We start from the raw sequence: 26054 nt of genomic DNA, 5'->3' as shown, positions 1-26054 counted from the left end.
TGATCGACGGCTGCGGGGGGACAGCTCGTCGATCTTGCGGTTTCTGTGGCGACATAAGGGGTGTCTAGCTTATTTCGACGACCGGAAGTGCAAGATCGGCGCGAGGTGGGCGGGGCGGTGAGACGCACTCGCTTCTGCGATGATGCGGCGCGTGGTGGGACCCCGGGTGCACTGGTTCGGCGTACTGGTCGTGGTGGCCTTTCTTGGCGTTGGTGGGTGCGCGGCGTCCCGAGTGCCGCCGCCGGAGCGGCCGGTGTTCGTCGGCGCCTCCGGCACGCCCTCGGTGTCGCCGGCCGCGCCGGTGACCAGCACCGCCGCACCGGCAGGTGTCCCGACGGCTGCGGCTTCCCCTCCCACGGTTCCGACGACGGCCGCGCCGACGACGGGTACTCCGGCACCGGGGGTGCCGAGCCTCCCCGGTGCGTCGAGGGTGGGGACCAGGGCGCCGGTGGTCGACCACGGGCCGCGGACCGGCAACCGGGTCGCGTTGACGTTCGACGCGGACATGACGGACGGGATGCTGGCCAATCTGCGCAGTGGCAAGGTGCGCTCGTACGCGAACCTGCGGATTCTCGACCTGCTGGAGCGGGAGCAGGTGCCGGCGACGTTCTTCCTGACCGGCAAGTGGGTGCAGCGGTACCCGGAGGTGACCCGGCGGATCGCCGGCAATCCGCGGTTCGAGGTGGCGAACCACACCTTCGGGCACGCGGCGTTCACGGCGGACTGTTACGACCTGCCCCGGCTGCCGGTCGACGAGTTGGCCGCCGACGTGGCGAAGACGTTCGAGGTGATCGCGCCGTACGGGGGTCGGCAGACCCGGTACTTCCGCTTCCCGGGGTTGTGCCACGACGCGGCGGCGTTGGACGCGTTGGCGCCGTTGGGCGTGACGGTGGTGGATGGGGACGTGGTCAGCGGTGATCCGTTCGCGAAGGCGTGGCAGCCGCTGGTGCGGGCCGTGTTGGATCACGTCCGTCCCGGCTCGGTGGTGATCATGCATGTGACCGAGGCGAACGCGGCGATGACCGACGAGGCGTTGCCGCACATCCTGGCCGGGTTGCGGGCGCGTGGGTTGACGCCGGCGCCGTTGTCGGAGGTGTTGGCCGGCGGCTGAGCCGGGGGCGGTGTGCCTGTCACGGTGGCGGTCGTGCCGGACATGGAGTGGGTGTGAGCTCCGGGGCAGAGTATGACGAGGACCGTTTCCGGCGGGCCTACACCGAGGACTTCGAGGCGTTGCTGGCGTACGCATTGCGGCGGGTCGCGCAGCCGGAGGACGCGGCGGATGTCGTCGCGGAGACCTTCCTGGTGGCGTGGCGTCGGCGGCGGGACATGCCGGTGGTCGGTGAGGCTCGACTGTGGCTGTACGGGGTGGCTCGGCGGGTGTTGGCGAACCATCACCGTGGCGGTGTTCGCCGGCAGCGGCTCGGTGAGCGGTTACGTCAGCAGATCGCGGTGTCGGTGGTCGATCCGGGCAGTGAGGTGCCGGAGCGGTTGGCTGTTCGGGCGGCGTTGGCGTCGCTCGGGGAGTTGGACCGGGAGGTGTTGATGCTGACCGTGTGGGAGGGGTTGCGGCCGCATGAGGTGGCCGCCGTGCTGGGGGTGCGTCCGGCGGCGGTGCGGACCCGGTTGTCGCGGGCGCGGGCGGCGGTGCGGCGGTTGGTCGGTGACGGGCCGAGGGCTGCTGGACATGTGCTTGATGTGCTGACCGCGTCTGCCCGCGAGGAGGACTGATGACCGCAGTGGAGCGTGTGGACGAGCTGGTTCGGGATGCCGATCCGGGTCGGGTGCTGGGGGATGTCGGTGAGGTGAAGCGGGCCCTGCTGGTGGAGATCATGGCCGAGTCGTCGTTCGGTCGGCGGGCGGGGGTGTCGCGGCGGTGGTCGGGGGTGCGTGGTGTGGCGGGTGTGGTGACGGCGGCTGCCGTGCTGGTGAGCGTGTTGTCGGTGTCGATGGTGGTGCGGGGGCGGTCCGAGGGGGGCGGGGTGTCGCCGATCGTGACGGCGGACGCGGGGGTGGTGTATTCGCCGGCGGTGGTGGCGGGTGCGGAGCGCAATCCGCGGTTGTTGATCGACCGGGCGGGGTGGCGGGTGACCACCCTGTCCGGGTTCGGCGAGGAGCAGGGCGGTGTGACGTTCCGCAGGGGTGGGCAGGAGGTGGAGATGACCTGGTATCCGGCCGACGCGTACGTGCTGCGGTATCCGGATCGGCGCGGGGAGGGGCCGGCGCTGTCGGTGCGGGTCGATGGCGGGCCGGCTGAGTTGTTCCAGGGTCTCAACGGGGATTTCACGGTGATGGTGCGTCCGCGCGACGGGGTGTACGTGGAGATGCGGACGTCCGGCGTGTGGTCGCGCAAGGAGGTGGAGCGGGTGCTGGCTGCGGTGGTCCGGGTTGATGTGCGGACGTGGTTGGCGATGCTTCCGGCGGAGATGGTGCGGCCGGCGCGGGAGCGGGCGGCGGAGGTGCTTGTCGGTGTTCCGCTGCCGCCGGGGTTCGACGTCGCCGTGTTCGACACTGTCGGGGTGAGCGATTCGTACCAGTTCGGGGTGGCGGTGACGTCCCGGGTGGGTTGCGGGTGGGTGGAGCAGTGGCGGCGGGCGCGGGCGGGTGGGGACCAGGACGCGGCGCGGCGGGCCGTCGAGGCGTTGGCGGGCAGTCACGGGTGGCGGGTGCTGCGGGACATGGATGGGGCCGGTGACTGGCCGGAGGTGTTCTGGGGGGTCGCCGACGCGGTGGTGTCCGGGACGTTGCCGGCGGGGTACGTGGCGGCCCTGGGCTGCCGGTGACGGCGACGGCGACGGCGACACCCCGGCGGGGGTGTCGCCGTCGGGGGGTCAGTCGTCGCGGTGGTCGGTCCACCACTGCTGGCCGTCGGCGGGCAGGGTGTCGATCGGGTCGTAGTAGGCGTAGCGCTTGTTGAGCGCTTCGAGGTCGGCGGACTCGATGGAGGTGCGGTAGTTCTTGGTCCAGTAGGAGATGCCGCGCTCGCGGTCGTAGTCGGTGAGCATGTGCACCCAGCGTTTGCCGACGAAGGGGACGTCGCAGACGATGCGTGGGGTGGCGTACCCGGGTAGGTAGCCCATGATGTCGTGCTGGAGTTGCTGGGCGTGCCAGACGGGGACCCGCCAGTGTTCGGCGTTGGGGATCATGTCGCACATGTAGAAGTAGTACGGCAGGATGCCGGCTTCGCCTTGCAGGGCGAAGCAGAGGTCGAGCAGGTCGGCGCTGGTGGCGTTGACGCCGCGCATGAGGACGCCCTGGTTGCGGACGTCGCGGACGCCGACGTCGAGGGCGGTCTGGGCGGCCTTGGCGACCAGTGGGGTGAGCGACTGGGCGTGGTTGACGTGGGTGTGGATGGCGAGGTTGACGCCGCGGCGGGCGGCGGTGCGGGCGACCCGTTCGAGGCCTTCGACGACGTCGGGTTGGAGCCAGTGCTGGGGCAGGCCCATGAGGGCCTTGGTGGCGAGCCGGATGTCGCGGACGGTCTCCAGTTCCAGCAGTCGCATGAGGTACGACTCGAGGTTGCGCCAGGGGACGTTGGCGACGTCGCCACCGGAGACGACGACGTCGCGGACGCCGGGGTGGGCCTTGAGGTACGTGATGTGGGCGTCGTAGCGGTCGACGGGCTTGAGGGTGAGTTTGAGTTTGTCGACGGCGGGGGTGGAGTTGCCGACGAGGTCCATGCGGGTGCAGTGCCCGCAGTACTGCGGGCAGGTGGAGAGCAGTTCGGCGAGGACCTTGGTGGGGTAGCGGTGGGTGAGGCCTTCGGCGACCCACATGTCGTGTTCGTGGAGGCTGTCGCGGCTGGCGTAGGGGTGTGAGGGCCAGTCGGTGCGTCGGTCGGAGGCGACGGGGATCATGTAGCGGCGGATGGGGTCGGCGAGGAACGCGTCGGTGGTCATCGCCTCGAACGGCACCATCGTGTTGATCATCTGCGGTGGCACCAGCATGGACATGGTGGCCAGGGCCTGCTGGTCGGCTTCGAGGTCGGCGTAGAAGCTGTCGTCGACGAGGTCGCCGAGCACGGCGCGCAGTTGCTTGATGTTCTTGACGCAGTTGACCCGTTGCCACTGGGCGCTCTCCCATTGGTCGCGGGTGACGTGTCGCCAGCCGGGGAAGCGGGTCCAGTCGGGTTCGACGAGGGGGCGACGGTGGTATTCGTACGGCTGCCCGGCGGTCGGGGTGGCGACCGGGGCGTGACGGGGTTGGGGGATGGTCTGGGTCACGGCCCCTCCTCGGTGGTGCTGCTGGTCATCGAAGCCCGAAGGCTACTGGAAAATATCCGGCGAAGAAATTAGTCTGCCGTAAGTTTTCCCGTTACGCGAGCCCTGGCCGGGGCTTCGAGCGGCTGGGTAGGGGAGGTCGGCGTGACGTCACCGGTGGGTCTGCACCGCGTCGTGCAACCGGCGGGGGTGCTGCCGCAGGCGGCGTGGCGCCTGGACGCGTCGGCCGCGATCGCGCCCAACGAGGTGCGGATCCGGGTGCAGCGGTTGAACCTGGACGCGGCGAGCTTCCGGCAGTTGTCGGAGAAGCACGGCGGGAACGGTGACGCGGTGCGCGCCGAGGTGCTGGAGATCATCTCCACCCGGGGCAAGATGCAGAACCCGGTGACCGGCTCGGGTGGGATGTTGATCGGCACGGTCGAGGAGGCCGGTCGGCGTTCCCCGCTGGGGCTCAAGGCCGGTGAGCGGGTCGCCACGCTGGTGTCGCTGACGCTGACGCCGCTGGTCATCACCGACGGGTTGGCCCGCTGGGACGGGCGCAGCGAGCAGGTGCCGTGTGACGGGTGGGCGATCCTGTTCGCCCGGTCGATCGCGGCGGTGCTGCCCGAGGACGAGGATCCGCAGCTGTCCCTCGCGGTGCTGGACGTGTGCGGGGCGCCGGCGCTGACCGCGCGGGTGGTGTCGCGGTACGTCGAGGACCGGCGGCGTGCCGGCGATCCGACGCCGGTGCGCGTGGCGGTGATCGGTGGTGCGGGCAAGAGCGGGTCGTTGTCCCTCGCTGCGGCGCGGCGCTCGGGCGCCGCCCGTACCGTCGGGGTGGTTCCGGTGGCGGCGGAGCGGGACGCGCTGACGGCGGCCGGCCTGGCGTCGGTGGTGGCGGTGGCGGACGCGCGTGATCCGGTGGGCCTGTCCACGGCGGTGACCACGGCGTTGGGCGCACCGGCGGACGTGACGGTGGTGTGCGTGGACGTGCCGGGGTGTGAGCACGGGGCGATCCTGTCGACCGCGGACGGCGGCACGGTGATCTTCTTCTCGATGGCGACGAGCTTCTCGGCGGCGGCGTTGGGCGCGGAGGGGCTGGCGGCGGACGTGACGATGCTGGTCGGCAACGGGTACGTGCCGGGGCACGCGGAGATGGCGTTGGGGTTGCTGCGCGCCGAGCCGGGGGTGCGCCGGCTTTTCGCGGCGCGGATCGCGGCAGACTGAGGTCATGACGAACCCCTCGACGTTGTACCGCGGCGGCGTGTTGCACTGTCCGGCGGACCCGAGCGCGACCGCGCTGCTGGTGTCCGGTGGGCGGATCACCTGGTTGGGCACCGACGGTGACGCGCCGTCGGCGGACCGGGTGGTGGACCTGGGCGGGGCGCTGGTGACGCCGGCGTTCGTGGACGCCCACGTGCACGCCACGGACACCGGGTTGGCGCTGTCCGGGCTGGAGTTGTCCGGGGCGCGCTCGGCGGCGCAGGTGCTGGACGCGGTGGCCGCCTTCGCGGCGGGCCTGCCGGCGGACGCGGTGGTGCTGGGGCACGGCTGGGACGAGTCGGGTTGGTCGGACGCGACGCTGCCGGACGCGGCGGCGTTGGACCGGGCGGCCGGCGGCCGGCGGGTGTACCTGTCGCAGGCGTCGATCCATTCGGCGTTGGTGTCGTCGGCGCTGCTGGCGGCGTGCCCGCAGGTGGTGGACGCGGCCGGCTACGACCCGTCGGGTTGGTTGCGGCGCGACGCGCACCACGTGGTGCGGGCGGCGGCGCAGGGGTCGGTGACGCGGGCGCAGCGGGTCGCCGCGCAGCGGGTGGCGCTCGCGCACGCGGCGTCGTTGGGCATCGCCGCGGTGCACGAGTGCGGCGGCCCGGAGATCTCCGACGAGGAGGACTTCACCGGCCTGCTGGGCATCTCGGGCGCGGGGGTGCCGGAGGTGTACGGGTACTGGGGTGAGCTGGGTGGCGCGGCGCGGGCCCGGGAGTTGGGCGCGGTGGGCGCCGGCGGGGACCTGTTCGCCGACGGGGCGTTGGGGTCGCGCACGGCGCACGTGTCGCAGCCGTACGGCGACGGCGACGGCTGCGGCCACGGGTACCTGACGGTCGAGCAGGTGCGCGATCACCTGGTGGACTGCGCGGCGCACGGTCTGCAGGGCGGCTTCCACGCGATCGGTGACGCGGCGATCGGCACCGTCCTGGACGGGTTCGCGGCGGCGGCGACGACGCTGGGCGTGGAGCGGCTGCGGGCGGCCCGGCACCGCGTCGAGCACGCCGAGATCATGAGCCGGCGGATGATCGCCCGGTTCGTGGAGTACGGGATCGTGGCGAGCATGCAGCCGGCGTTCGACCGGCTGTGGGGCGGCGCGGGTCGGATGTACGAGGCGCGCCTGGGCCTGGCCCGGTCGTTGGAGTCCAACCCGATGGGCGCGATGCACTCGGTGGGCGTGGCGTTGGCGTTCGGGTCGGATTCGCCGGTGACGCCGCTGGACCCGTGGGGGTCGGTGCGGGCGGCGGCGGCGCACCACAATCCGGCGCAGCGGATGAGTGTGCGGGCCGCGTTCGCGGCGCACACCCGCGGCGGGTGGAGGGCGGTGCACCTGGACACCGAGGGCGTGTTGGCGCTGGGCGCGCCGGCGACGTTCGCGGTGTGGTCGACGCCGGCCGGCGTGGAACGCGGTCTGCCGGTGCTGCTGGCCGAGGATCCGGACCTGCGGGGCCCGGACGATCCGACGCCGCTGCCGGTGTGCCGGCGGCTGGTGCTGCGCGGTGAGGTCATCTACGAGGAAGGGTCGTCGTGACCGGGAAACTTGACCTTGATCCGGTGTTGGTGGCGCGGGCGCGGGAGCTGGCGCGGCGGGCCGGGCAGCCGGTGGTCGACCTGGCGCGCAGCCACACCACGGTGTCGGTGGAGCGGGCCGTGCTGCGCCTGGCCGGGGTGACGGGCGCCGACCCGGACGGCATCCCGTGGGTGAACCGTCTCGTCGACGCGGTCGTCGCGGACGTCGGGCTGGGTCACGGGGTGGCGGCGCCGGTGTTCGACGCCCTGGCGCGCGAGGGCGGCACCGACGTGACGTTGCTGGCGCAGAAGGCCGCCGCCGGGTCGGTGCGCTTCGCGGTGCCGTCGGGGCGGGCGGCCACGGCGGCCCGGTCGGCGGCCCGCAAGGCGGTCGGCGCGGGCATCCGGCGGATCGACCGGCGGCGCGCCGAACGGGACCGGCTGATCAAACGGCACGGCGACCCGGCGCAGCGGCCGTGGATCTACCTGATCGTGGCGACCGGGGACATCTACGAGGACATCCCGCAGGCGCAGGCGGCGGCCCGGGCGGGCGCGGACGTGATCGCGGTGATCCGGTCGACCGGCCAGTCGCTGCTGGACTACGTGCCCGAGGGCGCCACCCGCGAGGGGTTCGCCGGCACGTACGCCACGCAGGAGAACTTCCGGCTGATGCGGAGGGCGTTGGACGAGTCGTCGCGGGAGTTGGGCCGCTACGTGCGGTTGACGAACTACGCGTCGGGCCTGTGCATGCCGGAGATGGCGACCCTGGCCGGCCTGGAACGCCTCGACATGATGCTCAACGACTCGATGTACGGGATCCTGTTCCGCGACATCAACCCGGTGCGCACGTTCGTCGACCAGCGGTTCTCCCGGCAGGTCCACGCCCGGGCGGGCATCATCATCAACACCGGTGAGGACAACTACCTGACCACCGCCGACGCCGTCGACGAGGCGCACACGGTGACGGTGTCGCAGTTGCTCAACGAGTTCTTCGCCCACGAGGCCGGATTGGCGGACTGGCAGTTGGGCCTCGGGCACGCGTTCGAGATCAACCCGGAGGTGCCGGAGTCGTTCCGGCTGGAGTTGGCGCACGCCCTGCTGGCCCGGGAGTTGTTTCCGGACGCGCCGCTGAAGTGGATGCCGCCGACCAAACACATGACCGGCGACGTGTTCCGGGGCAACCTGCTCGACGGGTTCTTCAACCTGGCCGGGACGCTGACCGGGCAGGGCATCCTGCTGGTGGGGATGATGACCGAGGCGGTGGTGACGCCGTGGCTGTCCGACCGGGACATCGCCCTGCAGAACGTGCGGTACGTCCTCGGCGCCGCCGGCGGGCTGCACGAGGACTTCGTCCCGGCGGCCGGCGGGTTCATCCGTCGCCGCGCCAACCAGGTGCTCGGTGAGGCCCTGGACCTGCTGGAGCGCATCGGCGAGCAGACGCTGCTCACCGCGATCGCCGAGGGCACGTTCGGGATCATGAAGCGGCCCGCGGACCGGGGTAAGGGCCTCGACGGGGTCGCTGCGCACGAGGCCGACTACTACAACCCGGCCACGCACATCCTGGAGGCGGCGTGAGCAAGCAGCCAACCGGCCAGCACAGCGGGGGCGTGAGCAAGCAGATCGTGCGCCCGTACGGGGACACCACCGGCGACGGCATGGTGCAGGTGTCGTTCACCCTGCCGGTGCCGCACGACAAGCGGGCCGAGGGCGCGGCGGTGCAGTTGGCCAACAAGATGGGCATCGACCCGGCGATGCTGGTGCACGCCAAACCGATGGGCGACGGGTTCACGTTCTTCGTCGTGTACGGGCGGGTCAACCACCTGGTCGACCTGAACGCGGTGCAGGTGGTGGAGCGGGACTTCCCGCTGCTGTCGGCCAAGGACGTCAACACGGTCGTCAAGCAGCGGTTGCGGCGCAAGCTGTCGGTGGTCGGCGCGTGCATCGGCACCGACGCGCACACCGTGGGCATCGACGCGATCCTCAACGTCAAGGGCATCGCGGGGGAGAAGGGCCTGGAGTACTACCGGGAGCTGAAGGTCACCAACCTGGGCGCGCAGGTCAGCGTCCCGGAGCTGGTCGAGGCGGCCCGGGCGGAGAAGGCCGACGCGGTGCTCGTGTCGCAGGTCGTCACCCAACGCGACGCGCACCTGCACAACACCCGGGAGATGTCGGCCGCGTTCCGGGAGGCGATGCCGGCGGGCAGGCGGCCGCTGTTGATCGTCGGCGGTCCCCGCTTCGACGAGACGATGACCGACGAGTTGGGCGTCGACCGGATCTTCGGTCGGGGCACCACCCCGGGCGAGGTGGCCAGCTACCTGGTGCACGCCCTGATCACGCAACGGAAGGCGAACGCATGACCGACGCTCGGCTCGGGTTGACGGTGACGCACCGGCGGTACGTGCCGTACGCGCACGCCCACTACGCCGGCAACCTCGTCGACGGGGCGTACGCCCTGGGACTGTTCGGTGACGTCGCCACCGAGGTGTGCATCCGTACCGACGGCGACGAGGGTCTGTTCGCCGGGTACTCCGACGTGCGGTTCACCGCGCCCATCCGCGCCGGTGACGTGGTCGAGGTGACGGCGACGGTGTCCCGGGTGGGCAGCCGCAGCCGCACCCTGGAGTTGAGCTTCGCGGTGGTGTGCCGGGGCCGCCCGGACCGTTCCGAGTCCGCCGCCGAGGTCCTCGACCCGCCGATCGTCGCGGTGACCGCGACCGGCACCGTGGTCGTACCAGCGTCCTCGTGACCCTCGCGGTCTGCGCGGACGTCGGCTCCACGTACACCAAGGCGGCCGTGGTGGACCTGACCGCCGGTGTCCTGGTCGGCGCGGCGGCCGCGCCCACCACGGTGGGCAGCGACGTGCTGCGCGGCCTGGACGCCGCGGTCACGGCGGCCACCGCCGGGCTCGGGCTGCGCGACGTGCCGTGGTACGTCTGCTCGTCCGCCGGCGGTGGGCTGCGGCTCGCCGTGATCGGCTACGAGGCCCTCGTCACCGCCCAGGCGGGTCGGCGGGTCGGGTTGTCCGCCGGCGCTCACGTGGTGCACACCGCCGCCGGGCGGCTCGACGCGGCGGCCCTGGCCGCGCTGCGGGCGGCCCGCCCGGACGTGGTGCTGCTGGTGGGTGGCACCGACGGCGGCGACGCCGACACCATCCGGCACAACGCGACCCGGCTGGCCCGCGCCCGCTGGCGCACACCCGTGGTGCTGGCCGGCAACGCCGACGTGCGCGCCGAGCTGACCGCGCTGTTGGCCGAGGCCGGGGTGCCGGTGAGCGGCGCGGACAACGTGCTGCCGCGCATCGGGGTCCTCGCGCCGGCGTCGGCGCGCTCGGCCATCCGGGCGGTGTTCCTGCGGCACGTCATCGGTGGTAAACGACTGTCCCGGGGGACCCGTTTCGCAAGGCTGGTCCGGGCGGCCACGCCGGACGCGGTGCTGACCGGGGTGGAGGTGCTGGCCGACACCGTCGGCGGGGACCTGGCCGTCGTGGACGTGGGTGGGGCCACCACCGACGTGTACTCGGTACTCACCCCCGACGAGCGGGCCACCGGGCCCGGCCGGGAGGTCGCCGGCAGTCTGTGGCGGGCCCGTACCGTCGAGGGCGACCTCGGCATGCGGTGGAGCGCCCCGGGTGTGGTCCGCGCCGCCGTCGAGGAACGGCTGCTCACCGCCGCCGACGCCGACGAGCTCGCCGACGCCGCCGACCGGCGGGCGGTCGACCCGGCGTTCCTGGCCGGCGACGACGTCGAGCGGGCCGTGGACGCGCGGATCGCCACCCTGGCGGCGACGGTGGCGCTGCGCCGACACGCCCGTGGTGTCGCCACCGGCGAACGGGCCGGGCGGGACCTGCGGGACGTGCGGCTGCTGGTGGGCTCCGGCGGGGTGCTGCGGCACGCGCCCGCCGACGCGTCCGGGCGGGTGCTGGCGGCGGTGCTGGCCGACCACGCGGGCGGGTGGGCGTTGCCGCGCGCCGCCCGCGCGGTGGTGGACGTCGACTACGTGCTGGCCGCCGGTGGGCTGCTCGCCGAGGAGCACCGGTCGGCGGCGCAGGCGCTGCTGCGCCACCATCTGTGTTCGCAGTGAGACACACCGATCCGACACGCCGTGGCGCAACACACGACAGGCCGGGGTGGGTTGACAGGGGGCGGGGTGCAGCACGTACCGTCTTTGAGTCCTACCACGGGAAGCGGCTGTTGTTCGCTTCGTCCCTTCGTCCGCTGGCCGAGCGACATGTTTTCAGCGTCATCGTCGCGGCGGCCAGGTCCAGCGGGCGGGGGTCGGCGGGGCGGCGCGAACCGGCCGCGATTACCGGTGTACGGGCAGGGTGAGGTGCACGGCCAGTAGACAACGGCCCGGCGGGGGCAGCCAGTCAACCGCCTGGTCGGTCCGAAGGTCGGCGTGCCCCATCCTCGCCCCACCGGCCGGGAAGGGCCTGGGAGCATCGGGGCGCGGCGCAAGCCGCGCCCCGATTTCACATCTACCCCCCCCGGGTGGCCCCCCATCGCCGCGCCGATCTTGCAGTTTCTGTTGTGGATATGACCAGGAATGTTCCGTTCGTCGCCGCAGAAAGTGCAAGATCGCGGAGCACGGATCAGGCGCGGAGGGCGGCCGGGTAGCCTTCGGCGGGTGATCGAGGTGAAGCTGCGGTGACGACGCTGGACCGGGACGAGAGCCACGTCCCCACGCTGGCCGGTGCGCTGGTCACCGCGGGTCGGACGCTGCCGCTGCGCGTCGCCGCGCCGATGGCCGTGGCCGCCGGACTGGCCCTGCTGCTGGCGTTCCCGCCGTACGGGGTGTGGCCCCTCGCGCCCGTCGGCGTGGCGCTGCTGGCCGCCGCCGCCCACCGGCGACGGTTGCGCGCCGGCGCCGGCCTGGGTTTCCTCACCGGGGTGGCGCTGTTCGCGCCGATGCTGGCCTGGACGAACCTGCACACCGGTTACCTGCCGTGGGTGCTGCTGTCGCTGCTGCAGGCCGGCTACCTGGCGCTGCTCGGCGCGGCCACCGCCTGGGTGTCCCCGCTGGCCGACCGGGGCCGCTGGCAGTGGCCGGCGCTGACCGGCCTGCTGTGGGTGGGGCAGGAGGCGCTGCGCGACCGGACCCCGTTCGGCGGCTTCCCGTGGGGTCGTCTCGCGTTCAGCCAGGACGACTCGCCGCTGCTGCGCCTGGCCGCCCTCGGCGGTGCGCCGCTGGTCACCTTCGCCGTGGCCCTGCTCGGTGGGCTGCTGGTCGCCGCCACCTGGCGGGGCTGGGAAGCCCGCCGCGACGGCCGACCCGAGTGGTGGCTGACAGCGGCAGTGCCGGCCGCCGTCGTCGTGGCGGTGGGCGTGGTGAGCCTGCTGGTGCCCGTCGCCGCCGCGGGCGGTGGCAGGACCGTCACCGTCGCCATCGTGCAGGGCAACGTGCCCCGCCTCGGGTTGGACTTCAACGCCCAGCGCCAGGCCGTGCTCAACAACCACGTCGACGCCACCCTGGAGTTGGCCGCGCGGGTCGCCGCGGGCGCCGAGCGCCAACCCGACCTGGTGGTGTGGCCGGAGAACTCCAGCGACATCGACCCGCTGCGCAACCCGACCGCCGGGGCCCGCATCGCGCAGGCCGCCGACACGGTCCGCGCGCCGATCCTGGTGGGCGCGGTGCTGCTCGGTCCCGGCCCCGGGCAGGTCCGCAACGCGGGCATCCTGTGGCGGCCCGACACCGGCGCCGACATGACGCAGCTCTACACCAAACGGCATCCGGTGCCGTTCGCCGAGTACGTGCCGCTGCGGGACATCGCACGCCAGGTCAGCGACAAGGTCGACCTGATCCGCAACGACTTCGTGCCCGGCAGCACCCCGGGCGTGGTACGCGTCGGCCCCGCCACGCTCGGCGACGTGATCTGCTTCGAGGTCGCGTACGACGAGGTGGTCCGCGACACCGTCACCGGCGGGGCGCAACTGCTGGTGGTGCAGACCAACAACGCCACCTTCAACGAGGCCGAGGCCCGCCAGCAGTTGGCCATGGTGCGGCTGCGGGCCGTCGAGCACGGCCGTCCGGCGCTGATGGCCTCCACGGTCGGGGTGTCCGGGTTCGTCGCCCCCGACGGGCGGGTAAGCGACGCCACCGGGTTCAACACCCGGGAGGTCGTGGTGCGGCAGCTACGCCTCGACGACGGGCGTACCCTCGCCACCCGCCTCGGTTGGTGGCCGGAACTGGCCCTGGCCGCTCTGGCGGTGGCCGCCCTGGCCGGCGCGGGTGTGCTGCGCCGCCGCCAGCGCGTCGTGCCCGGATAGCAGCCGGTACGCCGGCGGGAGCGGAGGAACGGTGATCCAGGCGACCGATACGATCCGGCGTCCGGACGAGGTGCCCGGCGTGGGTCGGGTCCTCGTGGTGATCCCCACCTACAACGAGGCCGACAACGTCGCGGCGATCGTGGGGCGGGTACGCCGGGCCGCCCCCACCGTGAGCATCCTCATCGCCGACGACAACAGCCCCGACGGCACCGGCGCGATCGCCGACGCCCTCGCCGACGGCGACGCGCACGTGCAGGTGCTGCACCGCAGGGGCAAGGAAGGGCTCGGCGCCGCGTACCTGGCCGGGTTCGGGTGGGCGCGCGAGCGCGGCTACCACGCGGTGGTGGAGATGGACGCCGACGGCTCGCACGCCCCGGAGGACCTGCCGGCGCTGCTGGCGGCCGCCCGCGACGCCGACGTGGTGATCGGGTCGCGGTGGACCAGCGGCGCGCGGGTGGTGAACTGGCCGCTGCGGCGGCTGCTGCTGTCGCGCGGCGGCAACCTGTACGCGCGTCTCGCGCTGGGCATGCCCGTCTCGGATGCCACCGGCGGCTACCGGGTGTACCGCACCAGCGCCCTGGACGCCATCGACCTGGCGTCGGTGACCTCGCAGGGGTACTCGTTCCAGGTGGAGCTGTCGCGGCTGGCGCACCGGGCCGGGGTGCGGATCGTGGAGGTGCCGATCACGTTCGCCGAGCGGGAACGCGGCGACAGCAAGATGAGCCCGCGCATCGTCGCCGAGGCGCTGTGGCGGATCACCAGGTGGGGTGTGCAGGACCGGCGGCAGGCCGTACGCCGCAGCCTGAACGGCACCCCCACCGGTCAGGTGCGGTGGCCGTGAGCGCGGCCGTGTCATGCTGGATGTGCGGTTCGTGTCGTACCGCGGGATGGCGATGAGGTGAGATGCGCCGAGGACTGAGGTTCGTGCCGCTGGCCCTGCTGCTGGCGGTGGTGGTGGAGCTTGCGGTGTTCGTCGTCGTGGGCCGGGCGGTGGGGTTCGGCGCGGCGGTGCTGCTGGTGTTCGCCGCGTCCCTGCTGGGTCTGGTGCTGCTGCGCCGTGAGGGAATGCGCGCCTGGCGGGGGTTCCGCACCTCCGCGCGGGCCGGGCAGCCGCCGGGCCGGCAGGTGACCGACGGGCTCGTCGGGCTGGCCGGTGCCCTGTTGCTGGCGGTACCCGGCCTGGTCAGCGGCCTGGTGGGACTGTTGTTGATGGTGCCGCCGGTGCGCAGCCTGGCCCGCGCCGGGGTGCAACGCGCCACCGAGCGGCGGGTGTCGTCGATGGTTGCCGGTGACCTGTTCGGGCCGCGTACGGTCCGGGTGCGTCAGGGCGCGCCGCAGCCGACGCCACATCCGCAACCGGAGCAGCCGGTCGTCGTCGACGGTGGCCGGGCCATCGAGGGTGAGATCATCGAGCCGGGCCGCCACTGAACGCTGCCGCCCACTGAACCCACGCACACGACGGCGCCCCCGGGATAACCCCGGGGGCGCCGTGTTGTCGTGCGGACGCGGCTCAGGCGCGGCCGCGGCGGGTACGAACCTCCTGGAGCCGCTCGGCGAGGATGTCCTCGAGCTCGGCGATCGAACGCCGCTCCAGCAGCATGTCCCAGTGGGTACGCGGCGGCTTGGCCTTCTTCTGCTCCGGCTCGCTGCCGTCGACGAGTCGGGCGACGCTGCCGTCGAACTTGCATTCCCAGGTCGTCGGGACCTCGGCGTCGACGGCGAACGGCACCTCGAACTGGTGGCCCTTGGCGCAGAGGTACTCGCGGGTCTGACGCGGCGCGAGCTCCGTGTTGCGGTCGGATTCGTAGCTGACCGCGCCCAGCCGGCTTCCGCGCAGCATACGCTCGCCCATGATCGACTTCCCCTCGTTCGTGGTGCTGGTCTTCTGGGTGTAACGGCGCGTTCCCGTCGCCCCATTCCCGCCCGAGGGCGTGAGGCGTCCACGGGCGGGCCGGAACCAAGGGTAGCCGCCCGGGACCGGGACGCCACGGCGGTGGCGTGTCGTGACTGCCACCGGGGATGTTAGGACGTGTCGAAGCCCAGGTCGAACCGAGGACTTCGACACTCGCCCTAACCGCCCGAACGCGGTCAAGGTTGCGGCGACGTCGCACCCGGTTCGGAAGCGCCGCTGGCGGCGGGGGCCGCCGCGCCGAGGCGGGCCAGCGCCAGCGCCAGGTCGCTGACCTGGTCACCGAGCTGCGCCACCCGCCGCTGGGCCACGTCCCGGTCGGCCTCGGCGGCGTCCAGCCGTACCGTCAGGGCCGTGAGCCGGCCCTCGGCGGTGGCCGTGGCCTGCCGGGCGGCGGTCAGCTCGGCGGTGAGCGCGTCGCGCTGCCCGGTCACGGCGGTCAGTTCCGCGCGGAGCCGGGCGGCCACCTCGGCGGCCTCCTGCCGGGCGTCGTCGGCTTCGGCGGCGACGGTCTGGGCGCGGTCCCGGGCCCGTTCGGCCTGCTCCCGGGCCCGGGCGGCATCCGCTGCCTCGGCGCGGGTGCGTGCGGCGTCCGCGCGGGCCTGGTCGATCTGCCGGCGTACGTCCTGCGCCTCGGCCTGCCAGCGCGCGGCCCGTTCGCCCGCCTCCGCGGCGTCCCGGGTGGCCCGCTCGGCGTCGGCGCGCGCCGCGTCCCGCTCGACGGTCAGGTCGGTCGTACGCTGCCGTTCGGTGTCCCGCTCGGCCCGCAGGTCACGGACCTCGGCGCGGACCTGGTCGCGGTCACGTTCGGCCTGCGCGCGCAGAGCCTCGGCGGCGCTGACGTCGTGGCGGGCCTGGTCGCGGGCGGCCTCGGCCCGCTGCGCGCGCTCGTCGGCCGCGTCCGCGCGGTGCACGGCCGCCTCGGCACGCCGTACGGCGTCGTCGGCCTCGACGCGGGCGGTGCGGGCCTGCTCGCGGGCGCGCGCCGCGTCGGCCGACGCGGTCTCGGCGTCGTCGCGGGCCTCGTCGCGTTCGGTCTGCGCGGCCGCGACCTCGGTGGCGGCCTCCGCGCGGGCCTGCGCGAGCTGCCGCTGCACCCCCACCGGGGACAGTTCGGCGTGCAGCGCCTCGGTCAACGTCTCGACGATCTGGTCGAGCCGGTCCACCGCCTCCCAGGTGCGGGCCACCTGTCCGGGCAGGCCGGGGGCATTGCGGTGGCGCATCCGACTGTTGCGCGAGGCGCGTTGGCAGGCGCCGTCGTTGTCGCGGCAGTAGCGGAACGGCCGGCCCGCGCCGACCCGCTGCGGCACCGGCCGTCCACAGTGGGCACACGGGCGGGTCTCGGCGGGGGTGATCGGGGCGTCCATCGAGGGCGAAGTCTAGTGCGGCCGCTCAGGTCGCCGTCCGGGCCGTGGCGTCGAGGGTGTAGCGGCGTTGCAGCAGCACCGCGGCGAGCATCGCCACCGCCGGCAGCAGGCCGAAGCCGTAGCGGACCGCCGCGAGCGCCGTGTCCGGCTGGACCGGTGACTCCCCGGCGGCCGAGGCCACGAAGCCGCCCACGGCCAGGCAGAGGGCGTACGCGTACGGGCCCAGGGCCGCGCCGGTGGCCTCGGTGGCCGTCCACACCCCGGTGTAGGTGCCCGCTCCGGTGGCGCCGGCGGCGCGGATGACGTCCGGCAGCATCGAGAACGGCAGCAGTTGCATGCCCGCGAACGCCACCCCGAGCACCGCCACCGCGCCGACCAGCACGGGCAGGCCGGCCGGGTGGCCCACCGCCAGCACCAGCGATCCGGCCGCGAACGCGCCCTGCGCGCCGAGCAGCGCCCGCTGCTTGCCGACCCGGCGGGCCAGGACCAGCCAGGCCGGGGTCACCAGCAGCGCCGGGGCGACGAACGCGGCCACCAGCACCGTGGTCAGGGCGGGGGCGCGCAGCTCGTACTCGGCGTAGTAGGGCACCCCGGCCAGGACCAGGTGGGTGGTGGTGGACATGGCCAGGTAGGCGGCGACCAGCGGGCGGAACTGCTTGTCGCGCAGGGCGGTGCGCAGCGCCCGCCACCCGCCGTGACCCGGCGTGGCGCGGCCCGACGCGACGCCGCGCAGCCGGGCGATGCCGGCCACGCCGACGAGCATGGTGGCCAGCATCGCCACGGCCAGCACCACGCCCATCCGCTGGTAGCCGCCCCGGGTCGCGGCGTCGCCGCCGGTCAGCAGCGGGGCCAGCAGGCCGGAGGCCAGGATGCCGAGGGTCAGCACCACCATCCGGAACGCCATCAGCCGGGTGCGTTCGTGGTAGCCGATCCGCAGGTCGGCGGGGGTGGCCAGGTAGGGGACCTGGTAGGCGGCGAAGAGCAGGTTGCCGGCGACGAAGACCACCGCCACCCAGGCGGCGGCGCTCGCGCCGGTCAGGCCGCCGGGCACCGCGAACAGCGCGGCGAACGCGACCGGCAGGGCGCAGCCGAGCAGCAGCAGCCGTCGCCGGTCGCCCCGGCGGGCCTGTTCGACGTCGGCGCGGTGCCCGACCCACGGGTGCAGCAGCACGTCGGCGACCTTCGGCAGCAGCAGCGCCAGGCCGGCCAGCCACGGCCCGACGGCCAGCACGTCGGTGAGGAAGTAGAGCAGCAGCAGGCCGGGAACGGTCACCCAGACGCCCATGCCGAGAGAGCCCGCCGCGAACCCGGCCAGGGGGCCGCGAGGCAGCGTCGCGTCGATGGCGGCCGCGGGCCGCCGGTCGAGCCCGGTCATCGCCGCACCCTTCCCACAATCCAACAGTTGCTGGATTCTAGGGGCAGAATGGCGGCCATGACCATGCCCCGACGCCGTCCGGGTCGACCCCGGCGCGACGAGACCCGACCGACCCGCGAGGCGGTGCTCACCGCCGCGACCGCGCTCTTCGCCGAGCGGGGCTTCGACGCCGTCGGGCTGCGGGAGGTCGCGGCCGCCGCCGGGGTCGACGTCGCCACGGTCGCCCACCACACGGGTACGAAGGCGGCGCTCTACGAGGCGTGTTTCGCGCGGGTGTTCGCGGTGGAACGGCAGGTCCTCACCGAGGCCGCCGAGCGGGCCCGCACGGCCCTCGACGCGGGCCCGGACGCGGCGCGGCGGGCGTTGCACGACCTGGTCGACGTGTTCGTCGACTTCCTCCAGGACCACCCGGAGACCACCGCGCTGTGGCTGCGCCGCTGGTTGGAGCCGCAGCGGCACGCCGAGCTGGACCAGCGCTACGCCGAGCCGCTCTACCGGCTGGTGGCGGACCTGCTGACCGCCACCGCGGCGGCCGGCGCGCTGGCCGAGCCGACCCCGCACATCACCGTACGCAGCCTGGTCTGGGCCACCCACGGACACGTCGTGGCGTTGGCCGCGGGCACGCCGGCCGCCCGGGAACGCCGCGAGTTCCGGGCGTTCGTGCACCGCTTCCTCACCGCGCTGTACGGACCGACGGGTTGACGGGCCGCCGCCGCCCGACGATTATCCATCGGACGTTGGATAAATGCGGGGGGAGCGGCGATGCGGGCAGAACCCAGGGTTGCGGTGATCGGCGCCGGCGCGGCCGGACTCGCCGCCGTCAAGGCGCTGCGCGACGCCGCCGTCCCCGTGGTCTGCTTCGAGGCCACCGACCAGGTCGGCGGCCTCTGGGTGTACGGGGCACCGGACTCGCCCGCGTACCGCACGCTGCACCTGAACACCAGCCGGGGCCGCACCGAATTCGCCGACCACCCGATGCCCGCCGACTGGCCCGACTACCCGGACCACACCCGGGTCGCCGGCTACCTGGCCGACTACGCCGACCGGTTCGGGCTGCGCGACGCCATCCGCCTGCGGCACACCGTCGAGCGGGTCACCCGCCGACCGGACGGCACGTGGACGGTCACGGCCGGCGGGCCGGGCGGACCGGTCGAGGTCACCGTCGAGGCCGTGGTCGTCGCCAACGGCCACAACCGGGTGCCGCGGCTGCCCGACCCGCCGTACCCCGGCACCAGCACCGCCGAGCAGATCCACAGCCACGACTACCGTGGCCCCGAACAGTTGGCCGGCCGGCGCGTCCTGGTCGTCGGCGGCGGCAACTCGGCGATGGACATCGCGGTGGACGCCTCGTACACCGCCGAGCGGACCCTGCTGTCGCTGCGCCGGGGCGTCTGGGTGGTGCCCAAGTACCTGCTGGGCCGCCCCTCGGACACCCTCAACGGCGCGCTGGCCCGCCGGCTCCCATGGCGGTTGCGTCAGCGGATCAGCCAGACGATGATCGCCACCGCCGTGGGCAACCCCGCCCGCTACGGGCTGCCCGCTCCGACGCACGGCTTCCTGCAGGACCATCCGACGCTCTCGGACGGCCTGCTGTCCCGGCTGACCCACGGCGACGTCGAGGCCCGCCCCGGTGTCGCCGCCCTCGACGGCGACCGGGTCGAGTTCACCGACGGCCGCGCCGACCAGGTCGACCTGATCGTGTGGTGCACCGGCTACCGGGTGGAGATCGGGTTCCTGCCGGCCGAGTTGCTGGGCGGCGGGGCCGACACCCTCGCGCTGTACCGGCACGTGTTCCACCCTGAGGCCCCCGGCCTGACGTTCGTCGGGCTGATGCAGTCCACCGGCTCGGCGTTCCCGCTGGTCGAGGCGCAGGCCAAGCTGATCGCCGCGCAGCTCGCCGGCCGGTACGCCCTGCCCGATCCGGACCGGCAGCGGGCCGCCTGCCGGGCCGAGCTGCGGGCGGCGACGGCCCGCTGGGGGCACCGCCGCCCGGCGATGCGGGTGGACTTCGACGCGTACCTGGCCGAGCTGACCCGGGAGCTGACCACCGGAGCACGCCGGTGACGCCGCTGACCGGCCGGCGGGTCCTCGTCACCGGCGCGTCCGGCACCTTCGGCCGGCATCTCGGTGCCGCGCTGACCGCCGGCGGGGCCCGGGTGGTGGGGCTGGACCTGCGCGCCCGCGAGGACGACGAGCTACTCGTGCTCGGCTGCGACCTGACCGACCCGGCCGCCGTCCCCGCCGCGGTGCGGGCGGCCGTCACCCGGCTCGGCGGGCTCGACCTGCTGATCAACAACGCCGGGGTGGGCGGTCCCGCCCCGGCGGAGTTGCCGCCGGACGAGGTGGTCCGCCAGCAGTTGGAGGTCAACCTGCTGGCCGCTTGGCGCACCACCGCCGCCGCGCTGCCGGCCCTGCTCGACGCGCGCGGACGGGTGATCTTCGTGGCCAGCCGGATGGCGGTGCTGCCGCTGCCCCTGGCCGCCGCCTATGGGGTCAGCAAACGGGCCCTGGTCGCGTACGCCGACGCGCTGCGCCACGAGGTGGGCACCCACGTAGGCGTCAGCGTCGTCTACCCGAGCATGGTCGCCTCACCGATCCACGACAGCACCGCCGAGGCGGGACTGTCGCTGCGCGGAGTGTCCCGCCCCGAGCCCGTCGAGGGCGTCGTCGCGGCGATCCTGCGCGCCGCCACCGCCCGGCGGGCGCCCCGGGACGTGGCGACCACCCGACGTGGTCGGCTGGAGATGGCCGTCGGCCGGCACGCGCCCGCGCTGGCCGACCGGCTGGTCCGCCGTACGCTCGCGGCGCGGCTCGCCGCTGGCGACCTGGACGCCGCGCCGCTGGCCGCCGGGATGGTCCGCCGCCACCGTGGGCGGTGAGGCCGGACCGGATCAGGGTACGGCGACGGCCGCGCGGGAACGGTCGGCGGCGATCCGGACGGCCAACGCGGCGAGGGCCGTACCGGTCACCCACCGCTGGACCCGCAGCCACCCCGGCCGGCGGGCGAAGAACCCGGCCAACGCCCCCGCGCTGAGCACGATCAGCGCGTTGACGCTCAGCGCGACGGCGATCTGGGTCAGGCCGAGCAGCAGGCTCTGCGCCGCCACCTGTCCCCGCGCCGGCTCGACGAACTGCGGGAGCAACGACACGTACAGGATGGCGATCTTCGGGTTGAGCAGGTTGGTGACCAGGCCCATGGTGAACAGCCGCCCCGGCCGGTCCGGTGGCAGCGGCGTGGGCGCGAACGGTGACCCGCCTCCCGGGCGCACCGTGCGCCACGCCAACCACAGCAGGTAACCCGCGCCGGCCAGTTTCACCACCGTGTACAGCGTCGGGACCAGGACGAACACGGCGGCCAGGCCGGCGACCGCCGTGGCCAGGTAGACGAAGAAGCCGGCGGCCACCCCGAGCAGCGAGATCAGACCGGCTCGGCGGCCCTGCGCCACCGACCGGGAGACCAGATAGACCATGTTCGGTCCGGGCGTGAGCACGAGACCCAACGCCACCAGCGCGATACCCAGCAGCGCACCCGCATCGACCATGACGTTGCCCCCCGTTCGCCGACGCCCCCACCCGACGGTAGGCCGGACGGCGACCGGTGACCCAGAGCCACCTGCGAGGCGGTGGCCTGCCACGGTGCGCACGTTGTGCGGGAATGGGCGGCGGCCGGGCGGCGCTGACCTGTCGCAGCGCGCGCCGTCGCCGGAGGCGGCGCGTTACGGTGTCCAGGGGAGGTGCCGCAGGGTGACCGAGGCGTGGGACGCGGCCGTGGAGGCGCAGATCCGGGGCGCCGTGCAGCGCGGCGAGTTCGACAACCTGCCCGGCATGGGCAAGCCGATCCCCGGGCGGGGGACACCGTACGACGAAGGCTGGTGGATCAGGAGTTTCCTGGAGCGCGAGAAGCTGCCCAGCGACCTGCTGCTGCCCACCCCGCTGCAATTGCGCCGCCGCATCGAACAGGTCCCCGACGAGGTCCGCGACCTGCCCACCGAACCGGCCGTACGGGCCTTCGTGGGGCAACTCAACGCGCAGATCGTGGCGTGGCTGCGCAACCCCGACGGGCCCCGGGTGGCGGTCCGGCCGGTGAACGCCGACGAGGTGGTCGAGCGCTGGCGGGCCGAGCGCGTCCGACCGGACGCCACCGCCACCGCCGCCGAGCCGGCCACCGTCGTCGCCCCGACCCGGCGGCGTTGGTGGCTGCGCTGGCGTCGCCGCTGACGCCCCGCCACCTCGAACGGGTCCGTACGGGTCCGAACACGCGCGTCCGTCTCCGGGCCCGGCTGCGCCGCTACGGTCGGCACCGGACGACCTGACGGCAGGCACGGGATACGGGGGCGACGTGAGCGAGCGCGCCGCGACGTACGCCGAGGTGTTCGCGGTGCGCGAGTACCGGCACCTGTTCGTCGCGTACCTGCTGTCCCTGGCGGGCGACCAGCTCACCGCCGTCACCGTGGCGTACCTCGTCTACCGCTCCACCGGCTCGGCGGCGCTGGCGGCCGCCGCGTACGCCAGCTCCTACCTGGCGTGGCTCGTCGGCGGTCCGCTGCTGTCCGGCCTGGCCGACCGGTATCCCCGGCGGCGCGTCCTGATCGTGTGTGACCTCGCCCGCGCGGCCCTCGTCCCCCTCGCGGCGCTGCCGGCCGTCCCCGCGCCGGCCCTGGTGGCGCTGCTCTTCGCGGTCAACCTGCTGCGGCCGCCCTTCGTGGCCGCCCGGGCGGCGTTGCTGCCCGACGTGCTCCACGGCGACCGGTATGCGGTGGCCAACGGTGTGGACAACATCTGCGCCCAGGTCGTGCAGGTGGTCGGCTTCGCCGTCGGCGGGAGCCTGGTGGCGCTGCTGTCGCTGCGCGGCGCGCTGCTGGTGGACGCCGGCACGTTCCTCGTCTCCGCCGTGCTGATCGCGCGCGGCGTCCGGGCCCGCCCGACACCCCGGGCGCCGCTGGGCCGGGTCCGCGCCGGTCGCGCGGTCGGCCTGCGGGTGCTCGTCGCCGACCCCCGGCTGCGCGCGTACCTGCTCGTCCTCTGGACGGCAAGCGCGTTCACCTACGCCGCCGAAGGGCTGATGGCGCCGCTGGCCCGACAGTACGACGGAAACGCGGCCACCATGGGTCTGTTGCTGGCCGCCGCGCCGACGGGCATGGCGCTCGGTGGGGTCGCCCTCACCCGGTTCTGCCCACCGGCGGCCCGCCCGCGGCTGATCCTGCCCCTGGCCGCGCTCTCCGCCGGTGTGCTGACGGCGGCGTGGCTCGTGCCGCCGCTGTGGGTGCTGCTCCTGCTGTTGGGCCTGGCCGGGGCCGCCAGCGCCTTCGCCGTTCCGCTGAACGCGTTGTTCGGCCGGGCGGTGCCGGCGGTGTACCGGGGACGCGCGTTCGGGGTCGCCGTCACCGGGCTGAGTGGCCTGCAGGGCGCGGCGATGGTGCTGGCGGGTCTGGCCGCCGACCGGTGGCCGGCCACCACCGTGGTCGGGTTCAGCGGGCTGGCGGGGGCGGTGGCCGTGCTCGCCCTCGGTCCACTGTGGCGGCGCGCCGCCCGGTCGACGCCGTTCGGGGACCGGGTCGTACAAGGTCGAACGATTCCGAACGCCGAAAGCCCTACCGCCGAGGTGGGCGGGGATCGACGCTGAGGTCATCGGGCGGGCACGGGGTCGCCCTGAGGGGGGAAGGAGAAGCGCATGCGTGGCGTTCGCGAGCGTGGCATCAGCTGGACCTGACGTGACCTGAACGCCGCCGGCATCCCTACGGGCGCCGACGGCGTTCTGCAGAGCAGGCGCGGGTGGTGCGCCGGTCGTGGTCCCTCGGCCGGCGCACCACCCGCCCGATCCGGGCGCGCGGTCAGTCCCGCGCGGCGTACCACCGCCAGGACGTCCGCCGCGCCCGGCCCGGCAGCTCACCCCGGCCGGTCATCCAGAGCAGGACGTCGGGCGGGTCGCCGGCCGGGGCGTCCGGGAAGAGACGCCCCAGCACCAGCGCACTCAGGTGCTGCGGCGGCCGCCACGGCACACCGAGGCCGAGGGTGATGTCGTGGGTGTGCAGCACCGTCTCGGCCACGCCCATCGCGGCGAACCCGGCCGGGTCGCACGGGCCCCAGTGCCAGGCCCGCGCGGTCGGTTCGGCGGCCTCGACGGCGACCGCGAGCAGCCCGGCGCAGGCACGCACCACGTCGAGCACCCGCGCCGGGCTCGCCGTGGGGGAGACCCGCAGGTCGTACGGCAGGTAGCCGTCCGGCGGCAGGCCGGTGACCTGACCGGCGTACGCGAGCAGGTCGTGCGCGACGTGCGCGGCGGTCGTCCAGCAACTCCACGTCAGCGTGCCGGCCGGCACCGACCAGTCGCGGTCGTTGTGCGGGCGTAGCACCCGGCTCATCTCGTCGGCCGCCGCCCGCACGTCGGCGCCGGTCACCACGGACACAGGTACGTCGATGCGTGCAAGAATCCATCCTCGCGATCGGGGGAGAGGCGGACACCATGTTGCCCAACCTGGTGGTGGACACGACCGTACTGCCGCCGGCGGACCGATTCGACTTCTGGTACGCCCTGGTGGCCCAGGAGACCGCGCCGGTGCACATCACCAGCGCCCGGTTGGACGACTTCGTCGCGTACGTCCAGACGATCGACCTCGGCCGGATCCGGTTGGCCTCGCTGCGGTACCCCTCGTTGCACGCCACCCGGCCCGCGGGCCTGGTCCGCCGAGCCGAGGCGGACATCTACCAGCTCACGCTGCCCCTGACAGGTCTCAGCACCCTGGTCCAGGACCGCACCGAAACCACGCTCGTCGCCGCCAGCCACTTCACCCTGTTGGACACCGGGCGTCCACACATCGCCCGGCACCGGGCGGACGGTCCCGACCTGGCCACGACGATCACCGTGCAGATCCCGTACGCGGCGCTGCCGTTGCCGCCGGACCGGCTGCGCCGTCTGCTGGCCACGCCGATGTCGTCCCGCGTCGGCGTCGCCGGGCTCCTGGCCCACCACCTGCGCAGCATTGCCGCGCACCCGGAGCAGTACGAGCCGAACCAGGCCGAGATGCTGGGCGGCATGGCACTGGACCTGCTCGCCGCCACGCTCGCCCAGCACCTCGACATCGAGGGCGTGCTGTCGCCGGAGGCCCGACACACCGCGCTGCGTGCCCGGGTCGTCGACTTCATCGACCGCCACCTGGGCAGCGCCGAACTCAACCCCCGTAGCGTCGCCGCCGCCCACCACATCTCGCTGCGCACCCTGCACCGCCTGTTCGAGGGCGAGGAGACGACACCTGCCGAGTTCATCCGGGCCAAGCGGCTGGAGCGGTGCCGGCGGGACCTGACCAATCCGTTGCAGGCGCACCAGCCGGTCCACCTCATCGCCGCCCGGTGGGGTTTCCCGGACAAGGCCCACTTCAGCCGCGTTTTCCGGGCCCGGTACGGGCATTCGCCGCAGGCGTACCGGGCGGCGCACCCGCCGCCGGAGCGGTGAGCCGGCGGCCGCTACCGCCGTCGGTGGTCGGTCGGGTCGTCCGCGTTGAAATCCCGTACGGCGGCCCGGATCATCTCGCCGTACGGGTCGTCCGGCAGCCGGGCCAGGTGCTCCCGGGCCCGGCCGAGGTGCTCCCGGGCCGGTCCGGGATTGCCCAGTCGCCGGTGACAGTCGGCGAGGTTGAGGTACAGCGACGGCAGGAGCGCCCGGACCTCGAGCGAGGGCAGGTGCCGTCGGGCGCGTTCGTCGGTCACCTCGGACACCGCCGCCAGGGCGCGTTCGTCCCAGCGCAGCTCCGCGTCCGGGGTGTCCTGAAGGTCGGCGAGGTGGTGGGCCAGGGTGCAGCGGTGCAGAGCGTCTCCGCTCGGGCCGATCTCTTCCCACAGCGCGGTGAGCTGCTCGCGGGCCTCGGCGGCGCGGCCGGTGTGGCCGAGTCGCACCGCCTCGACGATGCGGGTCAGGGTCGGGTCGGGGGCCATCTGGTCGGTCATGTCGCCGATGCTCCGGCCTCGATCAGGTCGAGGGTCAAACCGCGGGCACAATGAACTGGACGCGACACTGCCCGGACTTGTAGGTTGCAGTCGACCGCGACACGGCCCGAGGAGGTGAGACCCATGAACGCTGGTTCGATGTGGGTGCTCCCCCTACCGTCACGGCTGGGCGACTGACGCAGGCGTCGCCGGGAGCGCCTTCCACCAAGGCACTCCCGAAAGGCCGTT

The 26054-nt window shown here is 73.9% G+C and carries 25 protein-coding genes; 18 read left to right on the top strand and 7 right to left on the bottom strand.

Annotated features, from left to right (window positions below; all coding sequences use genetic code 11):
* Nucleotides 1-430 precede the first annotated feature (430 nt).
* Genes ACN263_RS14745 through ACN263_RS14735 form a run of 3 tightly spaced genes read left to right on the top strand, consistent with a single transcriptional unit; the run spans nucleotide 431 to nucleotide 2780 of the window.
* Nucleotides 431-1111, top strand: coding sequence for a polysaccharide deacetylase family protein (locus tag ACN263_RS14745; RefSeq protein ID WP_422740376.1), 681 nt, complete (start codon nucleotides 431-433; stop codon nucleotides 1109-1111).
* Nucleotides 1112-1164: 53 nt separating this feature from the next.
* The gene (locus tag ACN263_RS14740; RefSeq protein ID WP_422740375.1) at nucleotides 1165-1728 is read left to right on the top strand and encodes an RNA polymerase sigma factor; all 564 of its coding nucleotides are present in this window, start codon (nucleotides 1165-1167) and stop codon (nucleotides 1726-1728) included.
* Nucleotides 1728-2780 carry a hypothetical protein gene (locus ACN263_RS14735; protein ID WP_422740374.1) on the top strand — a complete coding sequence of 351 codons (1053 nt, stop codon included), beginning with the start codon at nucleotides 1728-1730 and terminating at the stop codon, nucleotides 2778-2780. The genes ACN263_RS14740 and ACN263_RS14735 overlap by 1 nt, the downstream gene beginning before the upstream one ends.
* A 48-nt stretch (nucleotides 2781-2828) precedes the next feature.
* Here ACN263_RS14735 and ACN263_RS14730 read toward each other — a convergent pair whose 3' ends face one another.
* The gene (locus ACN263_RS14730) at nucleotides 2829-4220 is read right to left on the bottom strand and encodes a KamA family radical SAM protein (protein ID WP_422740373.1); all 1392 of its coding nucleotides are present in this window, start codon (nucleotides 4218-4220) and stop codon (nucleotides 2829-2831) included.
* Between the two features lie 153 nt (nucleotides 4221-4373).
* Between ACN263_RS14730 and ACN263_RS14725 the strand changes: the two genes are divergently transcribed.
* From ACN263_RS14725 to ACN263_RS14685, 9 genes are all read left to right on the top strand, one after another.
* Complete coding sequence (locus tag ACN263_RS14725) at nucleotides 4374-5423, top strand: zinc-binding alcohol dehydrogenase (RefSeq protein ID WP_422740713.1); 1050 nt, start codon at nucleotides 4374-4376, stop codon at nucleotides 5421-5423.
* A gap of 4 nt (nucleotides 5424-5427) precedes the next feature.
* Entirely contained in the window at nucleotides 5428-6993 is a 1566-nt protein-coding gene (locus tag ACN263_RS14720) for an amidohydrolase (protein ID WP_422740372.1), read from the top strand.
* Nucleotides 6990-8546, top strand: a complete 1557-nt coding sequence (locus ACN263_RS14715) for a lysine 5,6-aminomutase subunit alpha (protein WP_422740371.1) — start codon at nucleotides 6990-6992, stop codon at nucleotides 8544-8546. Before ACN263_RS14720 ends, ACN263_RS14715 begins: the two co-directional genes overlap by 4 nt.
* Nucleotides 8543-9328, top strand: coding sequence for an OAM dimerization domain-containing protein (locus ACN263_RS14710; protein ID WP_422740370.1), 786 nt, complete (start codon nucleotides 8543-8545; stop codon nucleotides 9326-9328). Before ACN263_RS14715 ends, ACN263_RS14710 begins: the two co-directional genes overlap by 4 nt.
* Nucleotides 9325-9717: a hotdog domain-containing protein gene (locus ACN263_RS14705; RefSeq protein ID WP_422740368.1), complete on the top strand. Its 393-nt coding sequence runs from the start codon at nucleotides 9325-9327 to the stop codon at nucleotides 9715-9717. The genes ACN263_RS14710 and ACN263_RS14705 overlap by 4 nt, the downstream gene beginning before the upstream one ends.
* On the top strand, nucleotides 9714-11051 hold the full coding sequence (locus tag ACN263_RS14700) for a glutamate mutase L (protein ID WP_422740367.1): 1338 nt from the start codon (nucleotides 9714-9716) through the stop codon (nucleotides 11049-11051). The genes ACN263_RS14705 and ACN263_RS14700 overlap by 4 nt, the downstream gene beginning before the upstream one ends.
* A gap of 563 nt (nucleotides 11052-11614) precedes the next feature.
* Nucleotides 11615-13234 carry an apolipoprotein N-acyltransferase gene (gene lnt, locus ACN263_RS14695; protein ID WP_422740366.1) on the top strand — a complete coding sequence of 540 codons (1620 nt, stop codon included), beginning with the start codon at nucleotides 11615-11617 and terminating at the stop codon, nucleotides 13232-13234.
* Between the two features lie 31 nt (nucleotides 13235-13265).
* Entirely contained in the window at nucleotides 13266-14075 is an 810-nt protein-coding gene (locus ACN263_RS14690; protein ID WP_422740365.1) for a polyprenol monophosphomannose synthase, read from the top strand.
* Nucleotides 14076-14137: 62 nt separating this feature from the next.
* Nucleotides 14138-14662 (top strand): FxsA family protein, encoded by a 525-nt coding sequence (locus ACN263_RS14685; protein ID WP_422740364.1) that lies wholly within the window; start codon nucleotides 14138-14140, stop codon nucleotides 14660-14662.
* Nucleotides 14663-14744: 82 nt separating this feature from the next.
* On the opposite strand, the gene ACN263_RS14680 is transcribed toward ACN263_RS14685, so the two are convergent.
* The 3 genes from ACN263_RS14680 to ACN263_RS14670 form a co-directional block, all read right to left on the bottom strand.
* Complete coding sequence (locus ACN263_RS14680) at nucleotides 14745-15086, bottom strand: RNA polymerase-binding protein RbpA (RefSeq protein WP_046564157.1); 342 nt, start codon at nucleotides 15084-15086, stop codon at nucleotides 14745-14747.
* 236 nt (nucleotides 15087-15322) lie between these two features.
* Nucleotides 15323-16510, bottom strand: coding sequence for a hypothetical protein (locus tag ACN263_RS14675; RefSeq protein WP_422740363.1), 1188 nt, complete (start codon nucleotides 16508-16510; stop codon nucleotides 15323-15325).
* Nucleotides 16511-16535: 25 nt separating this feature from the next.
* Entirely contained in the window at nucleotides 16536-17885 is a 1350-nt protein-coding gene (locus ACN263_RS14670) for an MFS transporter (protein WP_422740362.1), read from the bottom strand.
* 57 nt (nucleotides 17886-17942) lie between these two features.
* On the opposite strand from ACN263_RS14670, the gene ACN263_RS14665 reads away from it, so the two are divergent.
* The 3 genes from ACN263_RS14665 to ACN263_RS14655 are packed head-to-tail and all read left to right on the top strand — an operon-like array spanning nucleotide 17943 to nucleotide 20764.
* Nucleotides 17943-18587, top strand: a complete 645-nt coding sequence (locus tag ACN263_RS14665) for a TetR/AcrR family transcriptional regulator (protein WP_422740360.1) — start codon at nucleotides 17943-17945, stop codon at nucleotides 18585-18587.
* Nucleotides 18588-18647: 60 nt separating this feature from the next.
* Entirely contained in the window at nucleotides 18648-19949 is a 1302-nt protein-coding gene (locus ACN263_RS14660) for a flavin-containing monooxygenase (RefSeq protein ID WP_422740359.1), read from the top strand.
* Nucleotides 19946-20764 carry an SDR family NAD(P)-dependent oxidoreductase gene (locus ACN263_RS14655; protein ID WP_422740358.1) on the top strand — a complete coding sequence of 273 codons (819 nt, stop codon included), beginning with the start codon at nucleotides 19946-19948 and terminating at the stop codon, nucleotides 20762-20764. The genes ACN263_RS14660 and ACN263_RS14655 overlap by 4 nt, the downstream gene beginning before the upstream one ends.
* Before the next feature lie 12 nt (nucleotides 20765-20776).
* On the opposite strand, the gene ACN263_RS14650 is transcribed toward ACN263_RS14655, so the two are convergent.
* Entirely contained in the window at nucleotides 20777-21427 is a 651-nt protein-coding gene (locus tag ACN263_RS14650) for a LysE family translocator (protein ID WP_422740357.1), read from the bottom strand.
* 202 nt (nucleotides 21428-21629) lie between these two features.
* Here ACN263_RS14650 and ACN263_RS14645 point away from each other — a divergent pair, with 202 nt between their 5' ends.
* Nucleotides 21630-22103: a DUF1992 domain-containing protein gene (locus tag ACN263_RS14645; protein ID WP_422740356.1), complete on the top strand. Its 474-nt coding sequence runs from the start codon at nucleotides 21630-21632 to the stop codon at nucleotides 22101-22103.
* A 121-nt stretch (nucleotides 22104-22224) separates the two neighbouring features.
* Nucleotides 22225-23508, top strand: a complete 1284-nt coding sequence (locus ACN263_RS14640; protein ID WP_422740355.1) for an MFS transporter — start codon at nucleotides 22225-22227, stop codon at nucleotides 23506-23508.
* Nucleotides 23509-23716: 208 nt separating this feature from the next.
* On the opposite strand, the gene ACN263_RS14635 is transcribed toward ACN263_RS14640, so the two are convergent.
* The gene (locus ACN263_RS14635) at nucleotides 23717-24283 is read right to left on the bottom strand and encodes a maleylpyruvate isomerase N-terminal domain-containing protein (protein WP_422740712.1); all 567 of its coding nucleotides are present in this window, start codon (nucleotides 24281-24283) and stop codon (nucleotides 23717-23719) included.
* 65 nt (nucleotides 24284-24348) lie between these two features.
* Here ACN263_RS14635 and ACN263_RS14630 point away from each other — a divergent pair, with 65 nt between their 5' ends.
* The gene (locus ACN263_RS14630; protein ID WP_422740354.1) at nucleotides 24349-25335 is read left to right on the top strand and encodes a helix-turn-helix domain-containing protein; all 987 of its coding nucleotides are present in this window, start codon (nucleotides 24349-24351) and stop codon (nucleotides 25333-25335) included.
* A gap of 11 nt (nucleotides 25336-25346) precedes the next feature.
* Here the strand turns inward: ACN263_RS14630 and ACN263_RS14625 are convergent, their stop codons facing one another.
* The gene (locus ACN263_RS14625) at nucleotides 25347-25826 is read right to left on the bottom strand and encodes a hypothetical protein (RefSeq protein WP_422740353.1); all 480 of its coding nucleotides are present in this window, start codon (nucleotides 25824-25826) and stop codon (nucleotides 25347-25349) included.
* Nucleotides 25827-26054 lie beyond the last annotated feature (228 nt).

The organism is Micromonospora sp. WMMD729, assembly GCF_049315225.1.
GTDB lineage: Bacteria > Actinomycetota > Actinomycetes > Mycobacteriales > Micromonosporaceae > Micromonospora.
Note: the sequence above shows the minus strand (reverse complement) of the source record. Positions and strands in the feature narration are given on the sequence as shown.

Bases quoted from the DNA above. Each gene is read 5' to 3' on its own strand.
- ACN263_RS14685 (WP_422740364.1), top strand. From the start codon at position 14,138: ATGCGCCGAGGACTGAGGTTCGTGCCGCTGGCCCTGCTGCTGGCGGTG.
- ACN263_RS14660 (WP_422740359.1), top strand. From the start codon at position 18,648: ATGCGGGCAGAACCCAGGGTTGCGGTGATCGGCGCCGGCGCGGCCGGA.
- ACN263_RS14665 (WP_422740360.1), top strand. From the start codon at position 17,943: ATGACCATGCCCCGACGCCGTCCGGGTCGACCCCGGCGCGACGAGACC.
- ACN263_RS14680 (WP_046564157.1), bottom strand. From the start codon at position 15,086: ATGGGCGAGCGTATGCTGCGCGGAAGCCGGCTGGGCGCGGTCAGCTAC.
- ACN263_RS14625 (WP_422740353.1), bottom strand. From the start codon at position 25,826: ATGACCGACCAGATGGCCCCCGACCCGACCCTGACCCGCATCGTCGAG.
- ACN263_RS14735 (WP_422740374.1), top strand. From the start codon at position 1,728: ATGACCGCAGTGGAGCGTGTGGACGAGCTGGTTCGGGATGCCGATCCG.
- ACN263_RS14675 (WP_422740363.1), bottom strand. From the start codon at position 16,510: ATGGACGCCCCGATCACCCCCGCCGAGACCCGCCCGTGTGCCCACTGT.
- ACN263_RS14630 (WP_422740354.1), top strand. From the start codon at position 24,349: ATGTTGCCCAACCTGGTGGTGGACACGACCGTACTGCCGCCGGCGGAC.
- ACN263_RS14720 (WP_422740372.1), top strand. From the start codon at position 5,428: ATGACGAACCCCTCGACGTTGTACCGCGGCGGCGTGTTGCACTGTCCG.
- ACN263_RS14650 (WP_422740357.1), bottom strand. From the start codon at position 21,427: ATGGTCGATGCGGGTGCGCTGCTGGGTATCGCGCTGGTGGCGTTGGGT.
- ACN263_RS14705 (WP_422740368.1), top strand. From the start codon at position 9,325: ATGACCGACGCTCGGCTCGGGTTGACGGTGACGCACCGGCGGTACGTG.
- ACN263_RS14670 (WP_422740362.1), bottom strand. From the start codon at position 17,885: ATGACCGGGCTCGACCGGCGGCCCGCGGCCGCCATCGACGCGACGCTG.